Source organism: Entomohabitans teleogrylli, assembly GCF_001484765.1.
Lineage (GTDB): Bacteria > Pseudomonadota > Gammaproteobacteria > Enterobacterales > Enterobacteriaceae > Entomohabitans > Entomohabitans teleogrylli.
Map to the genome: position 1 here is coordinate 47,806 of NZ_LLXO01000028.1, position 22,077 is coordinate 69,882.

The 22,077-nt window shown below is 55.9% G+C and carries 20 protein-coding genes; 12 read left to right on the forward strand and 8 right to left on the reverse strand.

Features of this window, described 5'->3' with window-relative positions; translation table 11 throughout:
- Positions 1-63: 63 nt before the first annotated feature.
- Positions 64-1,815 (reverse strand): D-lactate dehydrogenase, encoded by a 1,752-nt coding sequence (dld, locus tag AQ981_RS21645; RefSeq protein ID WP_058913846.1) that lies wholly within the window; start codon positions 1,813-1,815, stop codon positions 64-66.
- Between the two features lie 196 nt (positions 1,816-2,011).
- Here dld and bglX point away from each other — a divergent pair, with 196 nt between their 5' ends.
- The 5 genes from bglX (at position 2,012) to AQ981_RS21670 (ending at position 8,212) form a co-directional block, all read left to right on the forward strand.
- Positions 2,012-4,309 (forward strand): beta-glucosidase BglX, encoded by a 2,298-nt coding sequence (gene bglX / locus AQ981_RS21650; protein WP_058913847.1) that lies wholly within the window; start codon positions 2,012-2,014, stop codon positions 4,307-4,309.
- A 138-nt stretch (positions 4,310-4,447) separates the two neighbouring features.
- Entirely contained in the window at positions 4,448-5,359 is a 912-nt protein-coding gene (gene osmF / locus AQ981_RS21655; protein WP_058913848.1) for a glycine betaine ABC transporter substrate-binding protein OsmF, read from the forward strand.
- Between the two features lie 70 nt (positions 5,360-5,429).
- On the forward strand, positions 5,430-6,551 hold the full coding sequence (locus AQ981_RS21660; protein WP_058913867.1) for an ABC transporter permease: 1,122 nt from the start codon (positions 5,430-5,432) through the stop codon (positions 6,549-6,551).
- Entirely contained in the window at positions 6,538-7,497 is a 960-nt protein-coding gene (locus AQ981_RS21665; RefSeq protein ID WP_058913849.1) for an ABC transporter ATP-binding protein, read from the forward strand. The genes AQ981_RS21660 and AQ981_RS21665 overlap by 14 nt, the downstream gene beginning before the upstream one ends.
- A complete protein-coding gene (locus AQ981_RS21670; RefSeq protein WP_058913850.1) occupies positions 7,481-8,212 on the forward strand; it encodes an ABC transporter permease in 732 nt (243 codons plus the stop codon). Before AQ981_RS21665 ends, AQ981_RS21670 begins: the two co-directional genes overlap by 17 nt.
- Here AQ981_RS21670 and AQ981_RS28210 read toward each other — a convergent pair.
- The 3 genes from AQ981_RS28210 to metG form a co-directional block, all read right to left on the reverse strand.
- Positions 8,193-8,300 (reverse strand): hypothetical protein, encoded by a 108-nt coding sequence (locus AQ981_RS28210; RefSeq protein WP_249226366.1) that lies wholly within the window; start codon positions 8,298-8,300, stop codon positions 8,193-8,195. The two genes, AQ981_RS21670 and AQ981_RS28210, sit on opposite strands and share 20 nt — an antisense overlap.
- A 79-nt stretch (positions 8,301-8,379) precedes the next feature.
- Positions 8,380-8,598, reverse strand: coding sequence for a hypothetical protein (locus tag AQ981_RS27755; protein ID WP_154675968.1), 219 nt, complete (start codon positions 8,596-8,598; stop codon positions 8,380-8,382).
- A 33-nt stretch (positions 8,599-8,631) separates the two neighbouring features.
- On the reverse strand, positions 8,632-10,671 hold the full coding sequence (gene metG / locus AQ981_RS21675) for a methionine--tRNA ligase (RefSeq protein WP_058913851.1): 2,040 nt from the start codon (positions 10,669-10,671) through the stop codon (positions 8,632-8,634).
- 195 nt (positions 10,672-10,866) lie between these two features.
- Between metG and apbC the strand changes: the two genes are divergently transcribed.
- A complete protein-coding gene (gene apbC / locus AQ981_RS21680; protein ID WP_058913852.1) occupies positions 10,867-11,976 on the forward strand; it encodes an iron-sulfur cluster carrier protein ApbC in 1,110 nt (369 codons plus the stop codon).
- Positions 11,977-12,000: 24 nt separating this feature from the next.
- On the opposite strand, the gene AQ981_RS21685 is transcribed toward apbC, so the two are convergent.
- On the reverse strand, positions 12,001-12,453 hold the full coding sequence (locus AQ981_RS21685) for a GNAT family N-acetyltransferase (RefSeq protein WP_058913853.1): 453 nt from the start codon (positions 12,451-12,453) through the stop codon (positions 12,001-12,003).
- 97 nt (positions 12,454-12,550) lie between these two features.
- Between AQ981_RS21685 and AQ981_RS21690 the strand changes: the two genes are divergently transcribed.
- The 3 genes from AQ981_RS21690 (at position 12,551) to AQ981_RS21700 (ending at position 16,140) form a co-directional block, all read left to right on the forward strand.
- On the forward strand, positions 12,551-14,236 hold the full coding sequence (locus tag AQ981_RS21690) for a sensor histidine kinase (protein ID WP_058913854.1): 1,686 nt from the start codon (positions 12,551-12,553) through the stop codon (positions 14,234-14,236).
- On the forward strand, positions 14,233-14,952 hold the full coding sequence (gene btsR, locus AQ981_RS21695) for a two-component system response regulator BtsR (protein ID WP_058913855.1): 720 nt from the start codon (positions 14,233-14,235) through the stop codon (positions 14,950-14,952). Before AQ981_RS21690 ends, btsR begins: the two co-directional genes overlap by 4 nt.
- Before the next feature lie 678 nt (positions 14,953-15,630).
- Positions 15,631-16,140 carry a helix-turn-helix transcriptional regulator gene (locus tag AQ981_RS21700; RefSeq protein WP_058913856.1) on the forward strand — a complete coding sequence of 170 codons (510 nt, stop codon included), beginning with the start codon at positions 15,631-15,633 and terminating at the stop codon, positions 16,138-16,140.
- A 277-nt stretch (positions 16,141-16,417) separates the two neighbouring features.
- On the opposite strand, the gene AQ981_RS21705 is transcribed toward AQ981_RS21700, so the two are convergent.
- Both AQ981_RS21705 and AQ981_RS21710 read right to left on the reverse strand, forming a co-directional pair.
- Positions 16,418-16,678: a YdgH/BhsA/McbA-like domain containing protein gene (locus tag AQ981_RS21705; protein WP_058913857.1), complete on the reverse strand. Its 261-nt coding sequence runs from the start codon at positions 16,676-16,678 to the stop codon at positions 16,418-16,420.
- Positions 16,679-16,976: 298 nt separating this feature from the next.
- A complete protein-coding gene (locus AQ981_RS21710) occupies positions 16,977-17,324 on the reverse strand; it encodes an RcnB family protein (protein ID WP_058913858.1) in 348 nt (115 codons plus the stop codon).
- Between the two features lie 363 nt (positions 17,325-17,687).
- Between AQ981_RS21710 and AQ981_RS21715 the strand changes: the two genes are divergently transcribed.
- Entirely contained in the window at positions 17,688-19,154 is a 1,467-nt protein-coding gene (locus AQ981_RS21715; RefSeq protein ID WP_058913859.1) for a hypothetical protein, read from the forward strand.
- A gap of 71 nt (positions 19,155-19,225) precedes the next feature.
- On the opposite strand, the gene eamB is transcribed toward AQ981_RS21715, so the two are convergent.
- A complete protein-coding gene (eamB, locus tag AQ981_RS21720; protein WP_249226367.1) occupies positions 19,226-19,816 on the reverse strand; it encodes a cysteine/O-acetylserine transporter in 591 nt (196 codons plus the stop codon).
- A gap of 109 nt (positions 19,817-19,925) precedes the next feature.
- Here eamB and AQ981_RS21725 point away from each other — a divergent pair, with 109 nt between their 5' ends.
- Together AQ981_RS21725 and AQ981_RS21730 are read left to right on the forward strand one after the other, a co-directional pair.
- Positions 19,926-20,828 carry a LysR family transcriptional regulator gene (locus tag AQ981_RS21725; protein WP_058913861.1) on the forward strand — a complete coding sequence of 301 codons (903 nt, stop codon included), beginning with the start codon at positions 19,926-19,928 and terminating at the stop codon, positions 20,826-20,828.
- Between the two features lie 86 nt (positions 20,829-20,914).
- Positions 20,915-21,814 (forward strand): diaminopimelate dehydrogenase, encoded by a 900-nt coding sequence (locus AQ981_RS21730; protein ID WP_058913862.1) that lies wholly within the window; start codon positions 20,915-20,917, stop codon positions 21,812-21,814.
- Positions 21,815-22,077 lie beyond the last annotated feature (263 nt).

Genomic DNA, 22,077 nt, shown 5'->3' on the forward strand with positions numbered 1-22,077 from the left:
GCCTTAACCTTGAAGTTATCCCGGCGCCAGCCGTGTCCGCTGCTGGCGCCGGTGAGCCCGGGTTTAGCCCGGGTCGTGCAGGTGTTCTGCCGAACAGCCGCAGTGGCTGTGCTGCCAGTTTTTCAGCTTGCTGGTTTTACCGATGCCCGGATTCATACTGTTGGTGGGATCGTTAGCCTTGTAGAACTGTGTCAGGCTCTCCGGCGCTTGATACAGATGGCCGACGTTATGTTCCGCCGGATACCGGGCGCCGCGCTCGCTCAGTAGCGTCAGCATCTGCTCTTTTAGCGCGTGGACATCGACGCCTTTCCTGACGATATAGTCCTGGTGGAAGACATGGCACAGAAAGTGGCCGTAATAGAGCTTATGCGCCAGTTGGTTATCGATCTCCGCCGGTAAATGCTCAAACCATTGATCGTCATTGCGCCGCAGGGCGATATCCAGCGCCAGAATATCCTCAACCTCCGCGGCGTGTACCGCGTGGTAGCGCACCGCGGCGCCGGCGGCGGCAAAACGGTGCAGAAACGCTTTGGCGCCTTCCTCCGGGGTACATTCGAAAAATGCGCCATCCGCAGTGGCGAACCAGGTACTCAGCCAGTCGCGGGCCTCGCTGATGCCTTCCCCGGACATTTTCAGCAGCAGATGGTGCTGGTACTTGTCGCGCCACTCCTGCATACGCGGCGGAAGGTGACGCGGAAATAAGCCGCTCAGTTTTTGCAGCAGGCGATCGCTGAAATGCGGTTTGATAAACGGCACTTTTTCCAGCCAGGCGTCGGCGCGCCCCTTCAGGGTGAAGAAAAACGGCATCTTATCGGTGCCCAGTTTATCGATCATCAGGAAGGTATCTTTGCCGTAGATTTCCGCAATGTCATAGATATCCCGGTGCATATATTCGCCGGCCACCGGCAGATGCCGGAAGCTGGACAGAATATGGCGCCGGATATCGGTCAATACCTGCGGATTGTTGCTGCCGATGTAGAACACCTGCTGCTGTGTTTCAATCGGGAAGGTATCCAGCCGCACGGCGAACACCGCCAGCTTACCGGCGCAGCCGGAGGCTTCATACAGGTGGCTGGGATCGGCGTTATAGCGCGCCGGGCTGTCGGCATCCACATCGCGTACCCGCTCACTGTAATGATGATCCGAGGCCTGACGTCCGTCGTGGCGCACCGCGCCGTCCGGGATCTGCCCGTCATCCAGTTTCCCGAGGATCTGCTCAGGAGACTCCCCGAGATCGATGCCAAGATGGTTGACCAGCATCAGCCGACCCCGGGCGTCTATCTGGGCATACAGGGCCAATTCGGTATAGGCGGGACCGCGCTGCACCAGCGAGCCGCCGGAATTGTTACAGATACCGCCCACCACCGAGGCGCCAATACACGAGGAGCCGATCACCGAATGGGGCTCCCGGCCCAGCGGCTTGAGCGCTTTTTCCAGTTGATAGAGAGTGGTGCCCGGGAATGCAAGGATCTGCTGACCATCATCCAGCAACTGTAGCTGGTTCAGGCGCAGGGTGTTGATGATGACGATATCGCGATCGTAATCGTTGCCGCTCGGCGTGGAACCTTCCGTCAGACCAGTATTGGCAGCCTGCATCAGAATAATTTTATCAGCCTGTACACAGCGTTCGAGAATGCGCCATAGTTCCAGCAGCGTGCCGGGAAACATCACCGCCAGCGCTTCTCCCTGCCCGGAGCGGAAACCTTTACGGTAGCGGGCGGTGGCGGCGGGGTCGGTGAGAACGTGCGAGGAGCCGAGCAGGCGTTGGCATTCGGTAAGCAGCGTTGAGTTATCGGATGGCGTTATCGCGGACATGTTCCACTCCCTGGTGGGTGACTTAATTTCCCCTAAGCATAGACCTCCCGGCGGCGCGGCGCATTTAAAATGGTCTAAAAATCAGCAAATAAGACGGGTTACCCGTTTTCTCCGGCGCCGGGCTTGTGGCACACTGGGCGCCTTATCACTACCGTGGCGGCGTGGAGCGCGCTGCGCAAACCGGAGAATATATTCCATGAAATGGCTGTGTAGTGTAGGTATTGCCGTCAGTCTGGCCCTGCAGCCCGCGCTGGCGGATGAGCTGTTCGGCGATCATCCTCTGACACCGCAAGCGCGCGATGCTTTTGTCAGCGAACTGCTGAAAAAAATGACGACCGATGAAAAAATTGGTCAGTTGCGGCTGATTAGCGTCGGGCCGGATAATCCGAAAGAAGCTATCCGCGAGATGATTAAACAGGGTCAGGTCGGGGCGATTTTCAATACCGTCACCCGTGGGGATATCCGCGCCATGCAGGATCAGGTCATGGACCTTAGCCGGCTGAAAATCCCGCTGTTTTTTGCCTATGACGTGGTCCACGGTCAGCGTACGGTGTTCCCGATTAGCCTCGGGCTGGCCTCCAGTTTTAACCTTGAGGCGGTGAAAACCGTCGGACGTATTTCGGCTTATGAAGCGGCGGACGATGGCCTGAACATGACCTGGGCGCCCATGGTCGATGTCAGCCGGGATCCGCGCTGGGGCAGGGCCTCGGAAGGGTTTGGGGAAGATACTTATCTTACCGAAGTGATGGGCCGCACTATGGTGGAAGCGATGCAGGGCAAAAGCCCGGCGGATCGCTATTCGGTGATGACCAGCGTGAAGCATTTTGCCGCTTACGGCGCCGTGGAAGGGGGCCGGGAATATAATTCGGTGGACATGAGTCCGCAGCGGCTGTTTAACGACTATATGCCGCCCTACAAAGCGGCGCTGGATGCCGGCAGCGGCGGGGTGATGGTGGCGCTGAACTCCCTGAACGGCACGCCGGCATCGGCGGACAGCTGGCTGCTGAAAGATCTGCTGCGCGATCAGTGGGGCTTTAAAGGCATCACGATATCCGATCATGGGGCGATTAAGGAGCTTATCAAACACGGCGTCGCCAGCGATCCGCGCGATGCGGTGCGGGTGGCGCTGAAGTCCGGCATCAATATGAGCATGAGCGACGAGTACTACAGTAAGTACCTACCGGAGCTGCTTAGCAGCGGCGCGGTCACCATGCAGGAGCTTGATGATGCCGCGCGCCATGTGCTGAACGTCAAGTATGATATGGGGCTGTTTAACGATCCTTATAGTCATCTCGGGCCGAAAGGTTCCGATCCCCAGAACACCAATGCTGAAAGCCGTCTGCACCGCCAGCAGGCCCGCGAAGTGGCCCGGGAAAGTCTGGTGCTGCTGAAAAATCGCCTGCAAACCCTGCCGCTGAAAAAGTCCGCCACCATTGCCGTGGTGGGGCCGCTGGCCGACAGCCAGCGCGACATGATGGGGAGCTGGTCGGCGGCCGGCGTGGCGACTCAGACGGTAACGGTACTGACCGGCATGAAAAACGTCGTCGGCGAGAGCGGCAAGATCCTCTACGCTAAAGGCGCCAATGTGACCGATGACAAAGGCATTGTCGATTTCCTCAATCAGTACGAGCAGGCGGTGAGCGTGGACAGCCGCTCGCCGCAGGAGATGATTGACGAGGCGGTGAATACCGCGAAACAGGCGGATGTGGTGGTCGCCGTGGTCGGCGAAGCCCAGGGGATGGCCCATGAAGCCTCAAGCCGTACCGAGCTCGCTTTGCCGCAAAGCCAGCGCCAGTTGATCGCCGCCCTGAAAGCCACCGGTAAGCCGCTGGTACTGGTGCTGATGAACGGTCGCCCGCTGACGCTGGTGAAAGAAGATCAGCAGGCGGACGCGATTCTGGAAACCTGGTTTGCCGGTACCGAAGGGGGCAATGCCATTGCCGACGTCCTGTTTGGCGACTATAACCCGTCCGGGAAGCTGCCGATGTCGTTCCCGCGCTCGGTGGGGCAGATTCCGGTGTATTACAGCCACCTGAATACCGGCCGGCCCTATAACCCGGAAAAGCCGAACAAATACACTTCCCGCTACTTTGATGAAGTCAATGCGCCGCTGTATCCGTTCGGCTATGGCCTGAGCTACACCACCTTCCGGGTGTCGCCAGTGACGCTTTCGGCGCCGACCATGAAGCGCGACGGCGCGCTCAAGGCCAGCGTTGAGGTTATCAATACCGGCGACCGGGAGGGGGCGACGGCGGTACAGATGTATCTGCAGGATGTCACGGCGTCTATCAGCCGTCCGGTTAAAGTGCTGAAAGGCTTCCAGAAAATATCGCTTAAGCCCGGGGAAACCCGCACTGTCACTTTCCCGATTGATAATGAAGCGCTGAAGTTCTGGAACGCGCGGATGCAGTATGTCTCCGAGCCAGGCCAGTTTAATGTGTTTATTGGTCTGGACTCCGCCCGGGTGCAGCAGGGCAGTTTTGAACTGCAGTAAGTTCTGGTCAGAGAGGCCGCCGTCAGGGCGGCCTCTCAGTTTCCGGGGACAGGAATATCGTGAAATGGGATAACTCCGCGGCGATTCTCAACTACGCTTTGTTACAGACTAAGCCGCCTTGCAGAAAAAGGAGCCAGGATGATAAGGGTTAAAAACGGGTGCATGGCCGGGCTGATGATATTTGCCGTCGGCGTTCAGGCCGCGCAGCCGGTCAAAGTGGGATCGAAAATCGATACGGAAGGATCGCTGCTGGGAAATATCATTTTGCAGGTGCTGGAAAGCCATGGCGTAAAGACCGTTAACCGCGTGCAGCTTGGCACCACGCCGGTAGTGCGGGCGGCTCTGACCGCCGGGGAGCTGGATATTTACCCGGAATATACCGGGAACGGCGCCTTCTTCTTCCGCGATGAAACCAATCCGGTGTGGAAAGATGCCCGTCAGGGGTATGAAACGGTGAAACAGCGCGACTACCAGCAAAACAAACTGGTCTGGCTGACGCCGGCGCCCGCCAACAATACCTGGACCATTGCGGTACGCGATGACCTGGCGCAGAAAAACCATCTGGCGTCGCTGGCCGATCTCAGTCGCTACCTCAGGGAAGGGGGAACGTTTAAGCTGGCAGCGTCGGCGGAATTTATCGAGCGCCCGGATGCGCTGCCGGCGTTTGAGAAAGCCTACGGCTTTAAACTACAACAGAGCCAACTCTTGTCGCTGGCGGGCGGCGATACCGCGGTGACGATTCGCGCCGCGGCTCAGCAGACCTCCGGGGTTAACGCCACCATGGCCTACGGCACCGACGGGCCGCTGGCGGCGCTCGGGCTGACCACCCTGAGCGATCCGCAAAATGTCCAGCCTATCTATGCGCCGGCGCCGGTGGTGCGCGAAGCGGTACTCAAAGAGTGGCCGCAGATGGCGGAGTGGCTCGATCCGGTATTCAAAGCGCTGGATGAAAAAACGCTTCAGAAACTCAATGCCAGTATCGCCGTCGAGGGCCAGGACGCCGGCAGCGTGGCGGCGCAGTGGCTGAAAACTCAGGGATTTGTGAAATAAGCCCGTGGTTCGCGGCTCTGTAACCACCCTATGGCGGTGTCACAATCGGGTGCTGTTGCTGCTGACGGCGATGAGCGTACTGGCGATCAATTTGCCTTTTCTCAGCTACGCGCCGAACCGCCTGGTGTCCGGCGAGCCGCTGCTGCTGGCGGAGTTATTGCCGGGGGGCTGGCGCTGGCCGTCCATCATCGCGCTGGCGCTGGTTATCGTGACGTTGTTAGCGCCGCGCCGCTGGCTGAATATCCTCTCCCTGCTGGCGGTAGAAGGCTTGTTTTGCGGCCTGCTGTGGTTCAGCGCTGCCGCGGCGACGCGGCTGGCGGAACAGGGTAGCGCTCTGGCGCGGGTGTCGCCGGGTAGCGGGCTGTGGCTGTTGCTGGCGTTATGCCTGCTGGCGGCGGCGGACATCAGCGCGCGCCTGAGCCGCCGCTTTATCTGGCGCTGGCTGCTGAATGCGCAAATCTGGATTGTACCGCTGGCGCTGCTGGCTGGCGGCTGTTTTGACAGCTTTTCACTGTTAAAAGAATACGCTAACCGCGCCGCTATTTTTAATGATGCGCTGGCGCGCCATCTGCTGTTGCTGTTCGGTACCCTGATTCCCGCCCTGTTGATCGGCCTGCCGCTGGGCTGGCTGTGTTACCGACGTCCGGCCCTGCAATCCGCCACCTTTACCCTGCTGAATATCATTCAAACCATCCCGTCGGTGGCGCTGTTTGGATTGTTGATCGCGCCGCTGGCCGGGCTGTCCCGGCATTTTCCCGCTCTGGGACAACTGGGGATCAGCGGCACCGGCATGGCGCCGGCGCTGATCGCGCTGGTGTTGTATGCGTTGTTGCCGCTGGTACGCGGCGCGGTGGCCGGGTTGACGCAGGTGCCGCGCGAGGTGCTGGAGAGCGCGCGCGGGATGGGGATGTCGCGTCGCCAGCGGTTTTTCCGGGTGGAGATACCGCTGGCGCTGCCGGTACTGCTGCGCAGCCTGCGCGTGGTGGCGGTACAGACTACCGGAATGGCGGTGGTGGCCGCGCTGATTGGCGCCGGGGGCTTCGGCGCGCTGGTATTTCAGGGGCTACTCAGCAGCGCGCTGGATCTGGTGCTGCTGGGGGTGATCCCGGTGGTGGCGCTGGCGGTGCTGGAAGATGCGCTGCTGGCGCTGCCCATTGCATTACTGGAAGGAGGTCGGCGTGATCGCGTTTGAGGGGGTAAGTAAATATTATCAGGGGCGGCCGGCGGTGGCGGATCTACAGCTCACCTGCCGGGAAGGCGAGTTTACCGTACTGGTGGGAACTTCCGGCTCCGGGAAATCCACCACCCTGAAAATGGCCAACCGTCTGGTGGAGTGCGACAGCGGGGTGATTCGTTTTGCCGGCGCGGATATCCGCCAGCTCGACCCGTTACAGCTGCGGCGGCGTATGGGCTATGTCATTCAGTCCACCGGCCTGTTTCCACACTGGACGGTAGCGCGCAATATCGCCACGGTGCCTGAGTTGCTCAAGTGGCCGGGGCGGCAAATAGCCCGACGGGTGGATGAACTGCTGGAACTGTTGGGGCTGGATCCCGAGGCGTTCCGCGATCGCTACCCGCACCAGCTTTCCGGCGGTCAGCAGCAGCGGGTGGGAGTGGCCCGGGCGCTGGCGGCGGATCCACAGGTGCTGCTGATGGATGAACCTTTCGGCGCCCTCGACCCGGTCAATCGCGGCATGCTGCAGCAGGAGATCCAGCGCATTCAGCGGCGCGACGGGCGCACCATTGTGCTGGTGACCCATGATGTCGATGAGGCGCTGTTGCTGGCCGACAGATTGGTGCTGATGGACGGCGGGCGTATTGTCCAGCAGGGTAGCCCGCAGACGCTGTTGATGCATCCGCAAAGCCCGCTGGTGACGGACTTCTTTGGTCAGCGTGAAACCGGGCTGCGCCTGCTGGCGCTGCGTCAGGTACGGGATTGCCTGCGGCGCGGCGAATGGCTGGAGGGTTGTCGGCAGCCGCTGCTGGAGAGCGACTCGCTGAAGAGCGCGCTGTCGCAATTTATCGCCAGTGGTTGCCAGGCGCTGCCGGTGGTATCCGACGATGGCGCGCCGCTGGGGAGTGTGCGGCTGGAGGATGTACTGAATTATCAGGGGGATGACGATGCGGCGGCTGACTGATCCGTTACTCTGGCTACTGGCGCTGTTTCTGTTTCTGCTCTGGGCGCTGCCGCACAGCGCGCCGCTGTTTGGCTGGTGGTTCGACGATCTGCCCAGACCGGTCTACCAGCAGGAAAGTTTTGCCATGCTGGCGGTCAGGCACCTGGCGCTGGTGGCGGTTTCCAGCTTTGCCGCCGCCGCGCTGGGCATCGGGCTGGGGATTGCCGTGACCCGTCCGGCGGGACGGGAGTTTCGTTCCCTGGTGGAAACCGTCGCCGCTGTCGGGCAAACCTTTCCGCCGGTGGCGGTGCTGGCTATCGCGGTACCGGTTCTGGGTTTCGGCAACCAGCCGGCGATTCTCGCGCTGATTCTCTACGGCGTGCTGCCGATTCTGCAGGGCACGCTGGCGGGAATGGGCAGCGTAGCGCAGGAGGTGAAAGAGGTGGCGCGTGGCGCGGGGATGAGCGCCTGGCAACAACTGATACGGGTTGAACTGCCGCTGGCGGCGCCGGTGATTCTGGCCGGGGTGCGAACATCGACAATCATTAATATCGGCACTGCCACTATCGCTTCTACGGTGGGCGCCAGTACGCTGGGGTCGCCAATCATTATCGGCCTGAGCGGCTTTAATACCGCCTGGGTTATCCAGGGGGCGCTGCTGGTGGCGCTGGCGGCGATAATTGTCGACCGGGGATTTGAACGGTTACAGCGGCGCTTCAGCCGCCATGGACAATAAAGCTGTAGCCCGCCAGCATGACGCCGCCAATGCCGCCGAGAGATAAAATCACCATACCGGCAATCAAGACAATTTTTCCTGCTTTCATAAGAGGCTCCTGTTGTTAGCGCAGTGATTATACGGCGAAACGATAATGTTAATGAAACATTAAATGTTATTTCCACGCCTCAGTCGATCCTCTCGTTTTCAGCGACAATAAACGTTTTTTCCAGTTGCTCAATTAACAGTTCCACCTGGCACAAAACGTCGGTCGGCGTGCGCTCCGTCGCTGTACGGCAGGCGCCGTCGAGGCAGCGTAGCAGCGCGGCCAGAGGCAACGTATTAGTGTGGGTCTTTCCAGAAAAAGGCCCGGAAAACAGTGTCTTCCGGGCCTGTGTCTTAACCATGGCGGGCGATATAAATTCGCCCGTATTGAGCCATTATTTTACCTGTTGACCCGGCTGGGCGCCGCTGTCCGGGCTGAGCAGGAAAATATCTTTCCCGCCGGGGCCGGCGGCCATCACCATCCCTTCGGAAACCCCGAAACGCATCTTGCGCGGCGCGAGGTTGGCGACCATTACCGTCAGACGGCCAATCAGCACCTGCGGATCCGGGTAAGCGGAACGAATACCGGAGAACACATTGCGTTTTTCACCGCCAAGATCGAGCGTCAGACGCAGCAGTTTGTCAGAACCGTCGACAAACCCGGCGTTTTCGATCAGCGCGATGCGCATATCCACCTTCGCGAAATCTTCAAAGGCGATGGTCTCCTGGAGAGGGTCATCCGCCAGCGGGCCGCTGACCGGGATGCTGGTGTTAATGGCTTTCACCTCTTCTTTCGAAGCGTCCACCAGCGCTTCCACCTGCTTCATATCGATGCGGGTGTATAGCGCCTTAAACGGATTAACCTTGTGGGACAACAGCGGCTGGCGCACCGCGTCCCATTCCAGGGGGGCGTTGAGGAAGGCTTCGGCGCGTTCGGCCAGTGAAGGCAGTACCGGCTTCAGCCAGGTCATCAGCACCCGGAACAGGTTGATGCCCATCGAACAGATAGCCTGCAGATCGGCATCGCGGCCTTCCTGCTTCGCCACGACCCACGGCGCCTGTTCGTCCACATAGCGGTTGGCGACATCGGCCATCGCCATGATCTCACGGATAGCGCGGCCAAATTCGCGGCTTTCCCAGGCTTCGCCGATCGACGCGGCGGCATCGGTAAAGATCTGGTACAGCGCCGGATCCGCCAGGTCTGCCGCCAGTTCGCCGCCGAAGCGTTTGGTAATAAAACCGGCGTTACGCGAGGCGAGATTCACCAGCTTATTGACGATGTCGGCGTTAATACGCTGCACAAAGTCTTCAAGGTTCAGATCGATGTCGTCGATACGCGATGACAGCTTGGCGGAATAGTAATAGCGCAGGCTATCGGCATCGAAATGCTTCAGCCAGGTGCTGGCTTTAATGAACGTGCCGCGGGATTTCGACATTTTGGCGCCGTTAACCGTGACATAGCCATGCACGAACAGGTTGGTCGGTTTGCGGAAACCGCTGCCTTCCAGCATCGCCGGCCAGAACAGGCTGTGGAAGTAAACGATATCTTTGCCGATAAAGTGGTATAGCTCGGCGTCGGAATCTTTTTTCCAGTATTCGTCGAAGCTGGCGGCATCGCCGCGTTTGTCGCACAGGTTCTTGAAAGAACCCATGTAGCCGATCGGCGCATCCAGCCAGACATAGAAATATTTGCCCGGCGCGTCAGGAATTTCAAAGCCGAAATACGGGGCGTCGCGGGAGATGTCCCACTGCTGCAGGCCGGATTCGAACCACTCCTGCATTTTATTGGCCACCTGCTCCTGCAGCGCGCCGCTGCGCGTCCACGCCTGCAGCATTTCGCTGAATGAGGGCAGATCAAAGAAGAAGTGTTCTGATTCGCGCATCACCGGCGTGGCGCCGGACACCACCGATTTAGGATCGATAAGCTCGGTAGGGCTGTAGGTCGCGCCGCACACTTCGCAGTTATCGCCATACTGATCCGGGGATTTGCAGCGCGGGCAGGTGCCCTTGACAAAACGATCCGGCAGGAACATGCCTTTTTCCGGATCGTAGAGCTGGGAAATCGTGCGGTTTTTGATAAAACCGTTCTCTTTGAGGCGAAAATAGATCAGCTCCGACAGCGCCCGGTTCTCCTCGCTATGGGTGGAGTGGTAGTTGTCGTAGCTGATATTGAAGCCGGCAAAATCGGTCTGATGCTCGTGGCTCATTTCGCCAATCATCTGCTCCGGGGTGATCCCCATCTGCTGCGCTTTAAGCATGATCGGCGTGCCGTGGGCATCGTCGGCGCAGATGAAATGAATCTGATGGCCGCGCATTCGCTGGTAACGGACCCAGACATCAGCCTGGATATGCTCCAGCATGTGGCCGAGGTGGATGGAGCCGTTGGCGTACGGCAGCGCGCACGTTACCAGTATTTTCTTCGCGTCCTGATTCATAGAGCTATTACATCTTCTGTTGTAAAAGGGGTTCTGATATTACCAAAAGGGTTATGGTTACGTAAGGGCCAGAGCCGGCGTCTTTCGCCCGGGGTGAATTTTCTTTATCTACACCTGTTCGGGTTATGGGGCAAGCGCGGTCATTTTTGGTAGACTTAGCGGATAGCGTTTTCTCACAATAACAAAGGAGCAGGGATGAGTTCGCAATCCCAGACCAAATCTCCGGAAGCCCTGCGCGCCATGGTGGCCGGGACGTTGGTCAACTTTCAGCACCCCACGTTGAAGCACAATCTCACCGCGCTGAAGGCGCTGCATCATGTCGCCTGGCTGGACAACACGCTACATATTGAACTGCAGATGCCGTTTGCCTGGAATAGCGCGTTTGAGGCGCTCAAAGAGCAGTGCAGCGCGGAACTGTTGCGTATTACCGGGGCGCAGGCCATTGACTGGAAGCTGTCTTACCAAATCGCCACCCTGAAGCGGGTGAAAAATCAGCCGGGGGTTAACGGGGTAAAAAACCTTATCGCCGTCAGCTCCGGCAAGGGCGGGGTAGGGAAATCGTCCACTGCCGTCAACCTGGCGCTGGCGCTGGCCGCGGAAGGGGCGAAAGTGGGGATCCTCGACGCCGATATTTACGGTCCGTCGATCCCGACCATGCTGGGGGCGGAAGAGCAGCGCCCGACATCGCCGGACGGTACCCATATGGCGCCGATTATGGCGCACGGGCTGGCGACTAATTCCATCGGTTATCTGGTGACGGATGATAACGCCATGGTGTGGCGTGGGCCGATGGCCAGTAAGGCGCTGCTGCAACTGTTGCAGGAGACGCTCTGGCCGGATCTCGATTACCTGGTACTGGATATGCCGCCGGGTACCGGGGATATCCAGTTGACCCTGGCGCAGAACATCCCGGTAACCGGCGCGGTGGTGGTGACCACGCCGCAGGATATCGCGCTGATCGATGCAAAGAAGGGCATCGTGATGTTTGAAAAAGTCGACGTGCCGGTGCTGGGCATTGTGGAAAACATGAGTATGCATATCTGTAGCCAGTGCGGGCACCATGAGCCGATTTTCGGCACTGGCGGCGCGGAGAAACTGGCGCAGCAGTACCATACTCAGTTGCTCGGTCAGCTTCCGCTGCATATCAGCCTGCGTGAGGATCTGGATCGCGGCCAGCCGACGGTGGTCAGCCGCCCGGAAAGTGAGTTTACCACGCTCTACCGCCAGCTGGCCGGGCGCGTCGCCGCGCAGCTGTACTGGCAGGGGGAGATCATTCCCGGCGATATCGCGTTTCGCGCCGTGTAAGCGTTGCCGCTGCCCGGGGTAAGCTCAGGGCAGCGGGGCGTTCCGGCGGCGGGGCGGCAGCGGGTAGTGCATCAGCCAGTAATCGCCCTGCGGCGCGTCGCCGCGTGATGCGATGTGCCAGCCGTGGCGCAGGTAAAAACGTCGCGCCGCGTCGTTTTTCACCAGGCATTTCAGCGCGCCGGTGCTGGTAAAGGTGTCCTGAGCGGCCTGCAGCAGCGCGCTGCCGATCCCTTTGCCCTGCCACTGCGGGGCGACAAACAGGCTGTGCAGAAAGTTGTCCGGCAGCCAGATGGCGGCGAACCCCGCCCGATGGCCTGAGACGCTGGCGACCAGGACGCGTTCGCCGCGGATCAGGGCGTCAAAATCTTCCAGCCGCCAGCGGCTACCGTCCATCCACGTCCAGGCGTGGCGTCGGGTGTGCAGGTAGAGGGTGCGCAGAAACGGTCGGTCGCTTTCCCGCCAGGCGCGAATCTGCAAGTTTTTTTCTTTTATACAATTATTGAAAGTCTTCAAAGAAAGTTTTTCCCCTTCGGTGTATGTTACGCCGTTTTAAATGGATGTTTGCGCGGTAAGTATGTACGAGTTTAACCTGGTGTTGCTGTTGCTCCAGCAGATGTGCGTGTTCCTGGTGATCGCCTGGCTGATGAGCAAAACCCGTCTCTTTATTCCCCTGATGCAGGTCACGGTTCGTCTGCCGCATAAGCTGCTGTGCTACGTCACGTTCTCCATTTTTTGCATCATGGGTACCTATTTCGGGCTGCACATTGAAGACTCAATCGCCAATACCCGCGCTATCGGCGCCGTGATGGGCGGTCTGCTGGGCGGGCCGCTGGTGGGCGGTCTGGTCGGTCTGACCGGCGGGTTGCACCGTTATTCGATGGGCGGTATGACAGCGCTGAGCTGTATGATTTCCACCATTGTCGAGGGGCTGCTGGGTGGTCTGGTGCACAGCGTGCTGGTGCGGCGCGGCCGCAGCGATAAAGTGTTCAATCCATGGACCGCCGGCGCGATTACCTTTGTCGCCGAACTGGTGCAGATGGGCATCATCTTACTGATCGCCCGTCCGTTTCACGACGCGCTGAATCTGGTACAGAATATTGCCGCGCCGATGGTGGTGACTAACACTGTCGGCGCGGCGATGTTTATGCGTATTCTGCTGGATAAGCGCGCCATGTTTGAAAAGTACACCTCGGCATTTTCCGCCACGGCGCTCAAAGTGGCGGCCTCCACCGAGGGGATCCTGCGCCAGGGATTCAATGAAGAAAACAGCATGAAGGTCGCCCAGGTGCTGTATCAGGAGCTGGATATCGGCGCGGTGGCGATTACCGACCGCGAAAAACTGCTGGCGTTTACCGGCGCCGGCGACGATCACCATTTGCCGGGCCGCCCGATCTCCTCTGGCTATACCCTGCGGGCTATCGAGTCGGGTGAAGTGGTATATGCCGACGGTAATGAGGTGCCGTATCGCTGTTCGCTACACCCGCAGTGTAAGCTGGGGTCCACGCTGGTGATTCCGCTGCGCGGTGAAAATGGCCGGGTGGTTGGCACCATCAAACTGTACGAGGCGAAAAACCGCCTGTTCAGCTCGATCAACCGTACCCTCGGGGAGGGGATCGCCCAGTTACTTTCCGCTCAGATCCTTGCCGGCCAGTACGAAAGGCAGAAGCAACTGCTGACACAGTCAGAAATCAAATTGCTTCATGCTCAGGTCAACCCGCATTTCCTGTTTAATGCCCTCAATACCCTGATGGCGGTGATTCGTCGCGATAGCGAGCAGGCCTGCCAACTGGTGCAATATTTGTCGACCTTTTTCCGCAAGAACCTCAAGCGCCCCTCGGAAATCGTCACCCTGGCGGATGAACTGGCCCATGTGAATGCATATTTGCAGATCGAACAGGCGCGTTTTCAGTCGCGACTGCGGGTGGAAATGCGTATCGCCGATGAGCTACAGCAGGTCCGGCTGCCGGCATTTACCCTGCAGCCGATCGTCGAGAATGCGATTAAGCACGGAACCTCCCAGTTGCTCGACGTCGGGGAGATTATCATCAGCGCGGCCCGCGACGGGCAGCATTTGATCCTGGCCGTCGAAGATAATGCCGGGCTGTATGAGCCAAAAAATAATGTATCCGGGCTCGGGATGAGCCTGGTGGATAAGCGTCTGCGCGCCCGCTATGGCGATGAGTGCGGCATCGACATTAACTGCGAGGCCGATCGCTTTACGCGCATTTCGTTACGTTTACCTGTGGAGCAAACCCCATGATCAGGGTCCTGATTGTTGATGATGAACCGCTGGCCCGCGAAAACCTGCGCGCAATGCTGGAGGCGGCGGCGGATATTGAGATCCTCGCGGAGTGTGCGAATGCCGTGGAAGCGATAGGGGCGGTGCATCGTTTGCATCCGGATGTAGTGTTTCTCGATATCCAGATGCCGCGTATCAGCGGCCTTGAGATGGTGGGGATGCTGGATCCGCAGCACCGGCCGTGGATTGTATTCCTCACCGCCTATGACGAATACGCGATACAGGCCTTTGAGGAGCATGCGTTCGATTATCTGTTAAAGCCGATCGAGGCCTGCCGGCTGGAGAAAACCCTCAACCGACTGCGCCAGGAGCGTAGCGATCAGGATATGTCGCCGCTGGCGGAAACCCAGCAGGATCTGAAATTTATTCCCTGTACCGGGCAGAGCCGCATCTATTTGTTGCCGATGGATGAAGTGGCTTATGTCGGCAGTCGCCTCAGCGGCGTATATGTGACCAGTGTTGAGGGCAAAGAGGGATTTACTGAGTTGACGTTGCGTACTCTGGAGAACCGAACTTCGCTGCTGCGCTGCCACCGTCAGTATCTGGTCAATATGGCGCAGTTACAGGAGATCCGCTTCGAAGAGGGCGGCCAGGCCGAGTTACTGCTGCGTAATGGCCAGAGTATCCCGGTCAGTCGCCGCTATTTGCGCAGCCTCAAGGAAGCGCTGGGGTTGTAATCACTGGCGCGACTTTTTCGCTTTAAAACGCCGGAATTAACGGCATTTGCGCTACGTTGTTTTAGCGCTTTCCTCGATACCGGCTAATATAAGAATATTCTTTATTTCAGGTAAGATAATTCCTTCCCGGCGGGGGCGGATGGCGATATTACCGGCTAATACGAAAAATTAACTTTGTAATGAATAAGAGGATTTTCTTTTATTGGCAGCCTGGATAGAGAGCGGTTTCGGGCATCTGTGCTATTTCTGGCAGCATAAAATTTAATCATCACGGTATGAGTTATCTCATAAAATTACCTAATAAAATTCCTGGTTTGTTGGTTTTTTGGCGATTAATTTTATGTTATTGATAGTTTTTGTTGTTATTTTGTGCATTTAAATCACTGTCATGAACAATGTACCCTTCTGGTTTCGCGATATTATATTCTTTTTTATATCATTTATTTAGATAAAAATTAAGTATTGCTTTGGTTTTTAATGATTTTAGTTTGAATCCGTTGATTATTCTACTGGTAGACTAATTTTGTGCTGAGTGTCGTCTGCATTGAGCTTAAAGTATTCTCATGCTGAGTTAGCGCGTAACGTCTTTAGTCTTTAGTTAAAAAAGGTATTTCTGGCCTGCGAATTTATTTTATGGGCCTGTCAGGGAATTCACATACAGCATAAAGAGTATATTTTATGGATGTAAAGCGTAACGAACCTTTCATTTGTTCCGACATTTTTTTAATGCAGGGGCTGAAAGCCTTATTGCCGAAAGACCTGGTCGCCGGAGAGTTTTATTTTACTGATAAAGATTACCTGCAGCAAAATATTGATTTTTGTCGGCAGGAAATAACTGAAAAAACCGTGGTATTTGTTGAGGACGATTTCGAATACCATTATGTGAATTGTTTGTTAGCTCATCAGAAAATTATTTTTTTACCCAAGCGAATCAGTAGTAAGGACTTATACACTTGGTTGCTGGTACAGGATGACAGGATTAAATATAACCCGCGTCATCGCCTGACTGGCCGGGAAAGGCAGATTTTACTTTGCGTGATTGGGGGGATTGAAAGCGCTAAAATCATGCGTAGCCTGGGGATCAATGAAAAAACGTTTTATACGCATCGTGCAGCGCTGGTAAAGAAAATGAATTTAAAGAACCGACATCTGTTGTATAAAAATATTACGGGGGAAACCTGGTACTGAATGTTTTATCCGCAGAATTAACTTCTCCTATAATATAGCGATATGATGCAGAGATAGTATTACAACAACGTCAGGTTGCGGTAGGGTAATCAGTTATCTTATTTAATACTGATGCGGTTGATATCACGGCGAACGTTTGCCGGGATAGCAACTTTATTATACCGTTTGCTATTTAAAAGAGTCTCCGGCGGACAGACGCCTGCAACCAGCGTACCCGTCGATCGCCTCCCGGTGCCGGTTCGGGAGCCCTGATCCGTCAGGGAGGCGAGGCGGTATGTTATTTATACAGTTCAGCAGTGACGTGCTGGTAGTCGCCGGTACGGTTTTCAATAATCCGCCATCCGGTGGCGCCGCGTTCTTTGGCTTCCTCTTCAAGTCGCTGGTGAACGCTGGTCGGATCGGAACTTACCTGCCCGAAAGAGACAGTCCCAAGCGATTGAAGGCCCTGAGCCTGTTGGTTATCCAGCGGTGCGGCAGCGAAAGCGGCGCCGGCAATCAACATGCCGGGCACGAATAACATTGTCTGTAATCGGGTCATAAATCACCTCATAATCAACGCCGATCGCCTGCTGGTCTGATATAGAGACCGCAGGATGATCTGATTTATCGGCAATACTGCAGACCAGGACGAAACGTGATGGTCCGGTTCAATACCTTACACAAAAGGGTATCAATACCAGGTATAGTGGTTTATCAGGCGGTGTAGGGCGCGTGCGCGGAAAAGATAAGTAAAGCTCTGAATATGCTAATAAAGAAAATATGTCCGAAGGTAACCGTTGTGAGACCGCCCGATACGGGAACCGGCACTGCGCTTACGTTCCGGACATTCCGGGCGATCAGTAAAAGATATCCCCGGTAACCGCCCGCAGCACTTTACCGTCGGCGTCAGCGATCAGTACATAATACCCGCCCATATAGGTCCAGTGGCTGTTGGCTTCTGGCGCTGGCAAATTTCTGATTTGCCACTGCTTTATTTCGTAGGGTTGGCTGCGGTAAATATCGGGAACGGTGTCGCCGAGGCGGAAGTTTTTAAAATTTGCGCTGAATTCCTGTACATCATACGATTTATCTGCCGTGGCTTTCTTTGGATGCGCTAAAGCCCCTTCTGCCCGGGCGCTGGTGGTAAATCCGCCGCTGACGGACAGGATCAGTAAAGCTAACCCTGATACTTTTAATTTGTCCATTGTGTCTCCTGCAATACACTGTAGATAACAAAGATAGCGCAAATTTCCGGTGTTAATTATTGACCCTGATATCTTCATCCGCTGGCGGAAATAGTGGCAAGCTTTATTCTGTTTAAATTTATTACTTTATGATGTGTAAGGCATTTACAGTAGATGAACACAAGAATGATCTGAAAATACCGCTCTGGAGCAATATTTACCGTTACCGACCGGTGACGGGGATCAATCGCGCATGGCTTACCCGGATCAGAAGATTCTCTGATTCTGCACCCTGTTGGCCGTGGAAAGCCGGCCCGAATAGGGTTCCGGTGGCGACTCTGGTAAGATGCCGTAAGGAATAATGGCGTAATACAGGAGGCGAAGGTGATAGGCGACACGTTGAAAGCATCGGGACGACGCAGTATCGAAATTAAACAGCGTGTCTATTTTCCCCGGCATTCCGGGGTAAAGGCCTTTCAACTGGAAAATTACCATATCGAGACCTGGTTTTTCTTTCCCTCCAGCCTGCAAATTAACCGCTGGAACTATCCGCCCCAGGCGCTGCAACAGAATCTGAAAAACTATCTGCGTCTGCGCCCGCAGACAGTGATGCTGCGTAAATTCGCCATTAACTGCCCGAAGCTGCTGGCAGAAATCATGCGCCTGATCACTCTGCATGACAGCGATACGCCGCTACAGTCCGGCTATGAGTATCAGCTTAAGAAGTTTTGTCTGACGTTCAAACGGGCAATGCATCTTGAGGCGCGCTATCTGAAAAAACTGAGCGGTGAAAAGCAGGATCGGGTGCTGATGCATTTCACTACGACCTCTGCGGATATCCTGCGCGATTTTCGCCAGATGCGCGAAAAAATGGTGCTGAAGGCAGAACCGAATGCGCTGCGGGTGGTTGATTACTGCGATGAATATCTGTCGGTCACTTTTAGCCAGTATGGGCGTGAAATCCTCAACAGTTTTCCCGACAGTCCGGCCCGTGAAGAGCTGCGCGCTTTCTGGCGCGAGCAGATGCAGTACCGTAAGGCCAACCACCCGGCGACCTTTCCGACGCCGAACGCTGATAATGAGCTGGTTATCTACCGGCTCAATACCCTGAAAAAATATATCAACAGCCCGATGTATCTGGATATTCGTCGCAAAAACGGCGAAACCCTGCTGGCGCATACCATTGCCGGACTGGCGGCGGCGCTGGCGATGATTTTCGCCACCGCGGTGGCCTTTGTCTGGCAGGGGAAATATGGCGCGCTCAGCTTCCAGCTGTTTGTGGCGATGGTGATCGGCTATATCTTTAAAGACCGGATGAAAGAGAGCTTTAAACTGCGGCTGTTCTCGCGCTTTCGCCGCTGGCTGCCGGACCGTCGGCAGTTTATTTTTAAGAACCTGCGCCAACTGGTGGGGGTCTGTGATGAATCATTCGTCTTTACCGAAGAGAGTAAACTTCCCGAAGATGTGCGTGCGATGCGCCGTAAAGTGCACGTCCTGGATATCCAGAATTATTATCTGAGTGAGGATATTCTTCATTACTCAAAACATGTGCAGTTGCGTAATGCCGGCAATCTGTTTGCCGGTTTTAACCGTTCCGTGATGGACATTACCCGGCTGGACATTACGCCATTCCTGAAGCACACCGATGAACTGCTCGATCAATTAACCAGCCTTGAAGAAGAGCATGTGATTTACGGCGATAAGGTGTACCACATCAATATGATTCGCCGGGTCACCGATGGTAAAGAGAGTATTCTGGAGCGGGCGCGTATCGTTATTAATAGTGAAGGTATTAAACGCATTGAACCGGTCTTTATGGTAGAGGATGATGGCGATCGGGACGGTGAATAAATCCTGCAAATAATGACCGCGATATCAGGAGACGGTATTGCGGGTTAATCACTGGCGTGGCGCCTGGGTTATTACTGCATGAGCATTTTCAGTGCACACCAGGCCAGTAACAGCGCAAGGATAATATTGATTGCGCGAAAATAGCGCTGGAATACGGATTGCAAAACGTGTCCGGCCAGCGCCCAGCAGCCGGTGCCAAGCCAGCCGATGACGGCCAGCACAACGGCTATGCCGCCCAGCCAGCCAATACTTTGGGTGTAAGGGATGACAAAGGTCGACAGCGCCGTAATGCCGTACAGGATAATCTTAACGTTGGCAAACTGTAGCGCGAAACCTGTCCATAAACTTAACGGTCTGGATGATGCCCCGCTACCCGTGGGCGTGCTGTTTGCTATCCGCCAGGATAGCCAGAGGATCCATGCGCTGCCCGCCCATTTCAGCCAGTCGGCGATGGCGGGAATAAGATGAATGATGGTTACTGTCATCACTGCGCACAGTAACATGACTATCAGAAAGCCGAGACAAATTCCCGCCAGTACGCCAAGACTGCGGCGCAGGCCATATTGGGTGACCGAACTTAAGATCAAAATATTGTTTGGCCCGGGTGTGAAAGCAGTAATCAGGGTATAGGTCAGAAAGGTTCCGGTCAGCGATAGCAACACTTGCATTCTCCTTAATTTTTTCTCACAGTAGCGCAAGTTATTGCATCGAAAAAGTGAATGTTTTTGCATTCTTGATTCGATGATTTCGATATTTTTTGCGGAGCATTCCATGGACTTACGCAGATTTATAACGTTAAAGACGGTGGTGGAGGAGGGGTCATTTGCCCGGGCTGCACGGCGGCTATGTTGTACCCAGTCCACGGTGACATTCCATATTCAACAACTGGAACAGGAGTTGTCATTAAAACTGTTTGAAAAGATAGGGCGACGTATGTATCTGACGGCGGCCGGAAAGACTGTCATGCCGCAGGTACATGAGTTAACGCGGGTGATGGATACGATACGTCACGCCGCGCACCAGGAGCAGGAACCCGGTGGTGAACTGCGGGTGGCGATAGGGGAAACCCTGCTGGCCTATAAAATGCCGGATGTATTGCTGCGTTTTAAACGCCGGGCTCCCGGGGTACGGCTGGCTCTCCGGTCGCTGAATTGTTATGTGATTCGCGATGCCCTGTTGACCGATGAGGCCGATCTCGGGGTGTTTTACCGGGTAGGAAATGATGCCGCGTTGCAGATGGACTCGTTTGGTGAGCATCCGCTGGTGCTGGTGGCCTCTGCAGAGCTGGCGGGAGTGGATTTTACTCGCTATGGTCAGCATATTCCGGTCAGTTTTATTATCAATGAGCCCCAGTGCCTGTTCCGGCAGATCTTTGAAAGTACCCTCCGCCAGAGAAGTATCACGCTGGAAAACACTATTGAGTTATGGAGTATTGAAAGTATCAAACGCTGTGTGGCCAGCAATCTGGGCGTATCGTTTTTGCCGCGTTTTGCGGTTGAAAAGGAACTGCGTTCCGGTGAGTTACGGGCGTTGCCGTTTACCGAGAATCCGCTGGTGATTAAGGCAATATGCGCGCACCACGCGGGAAAAGTACTCAGCCCGGCGATGGAAATATTTATGCAATGCATGCAGGAGAGTTTTCTGGCGGAAAACCACAATGACGTAAAAGTGTGAGCCTGGATAAGCGGTTAGCTATTTCTTCTGGTAAATTCACAGACGGATGTACGAGATTAATTTTTTAAAACAGGATAAGGATAATCGTGTCCAGAAAAATCAGAGCGGCCGTTGTCGGCTATGGAAATATCGGGCGTTATGCCATTGAAGCGCTTAACGCAGCGGAAGATTTTGATATTGCCGGTATTGTCCGGCGCAACGCCGGTGAACGTCCCGTGGAACTGGCGGCCTACCCGGTGGTGGACAGGATCACTAAGTTGCACGATGTCGATGTGGCGATCCTTTGCTCGCCGACCCGGGCTATCAAACAGGTCGCCAGTGAGATTCTGGCGCTGGGAATTAATACCGTGGACAGTTTTGACGTCCATTCGCAGATTGTCAGTCTGAAAAATACCCTCGATCCGATTGCCCGCGACCATAACGCGGTATCGATTATGGCGGCGGGCTGGGATCCGGGTTCCGACTCTATTGTGCGCGCCCTGATGCTGGCAATGGCGCCGAAAGGCATCACTTATACCAACTTTGGGCCGGGGATGAGTATGGGGCACTCGGTAGCGGCGAAATCCATTGCCGGCGTTAAAGATGCGCTGTCGATTACCGTTCCCCAGGGTACCGGCATTCACCGTCGTCTGGTCTATATTGAGCTGGAAAACGGCGCTGATTTTTCCACCGTTGAGCGTTTAGTGAAGGCTGATGATTATTTCGCATCAGATGATACGCATGTTAAGCAGGTTGAATGTATCGACAGCCTGAAAGATATGGGGCACGGGGTACATCTGACCCATAAAGGTGTGTCCGGCGCCACCCAGAATCAGCTGTTTGAATATTCAATGCGCATCAATAACCCGGCGTTGACCTCGCAATTTCTGGTTTCCGCCGCCCGGGCGACCACCAGAATGGCCAGCGGCGCCTACACGGTGATTGAAGTGCCGCCGGTGCATTTCCTGCGTGGCGATGTCGGGCAGTGGATTGCGCGGCTGGTATAAAATTAGCGATCGGTTTTATCTCCTGCCAGGGCGCTGGCAGGGGGTAATCTGTAGATAAACTCTCTCTTGCCAGTCAATACATTCTCCCTGTGCCGGCCAGCAAATTCGGCCTTCGCCGTTATTTAACTTCCGCAAATCGCCGTGTCATTACTTCTGGCTGGCACTCTGGCAAACCGCTATGCGGCAAATTTTTTACATGTACATCACGTCGCAGAGTGGGCATTCATCTTTTTTAACGCCGCCAGAAGATCGTGAATATATCT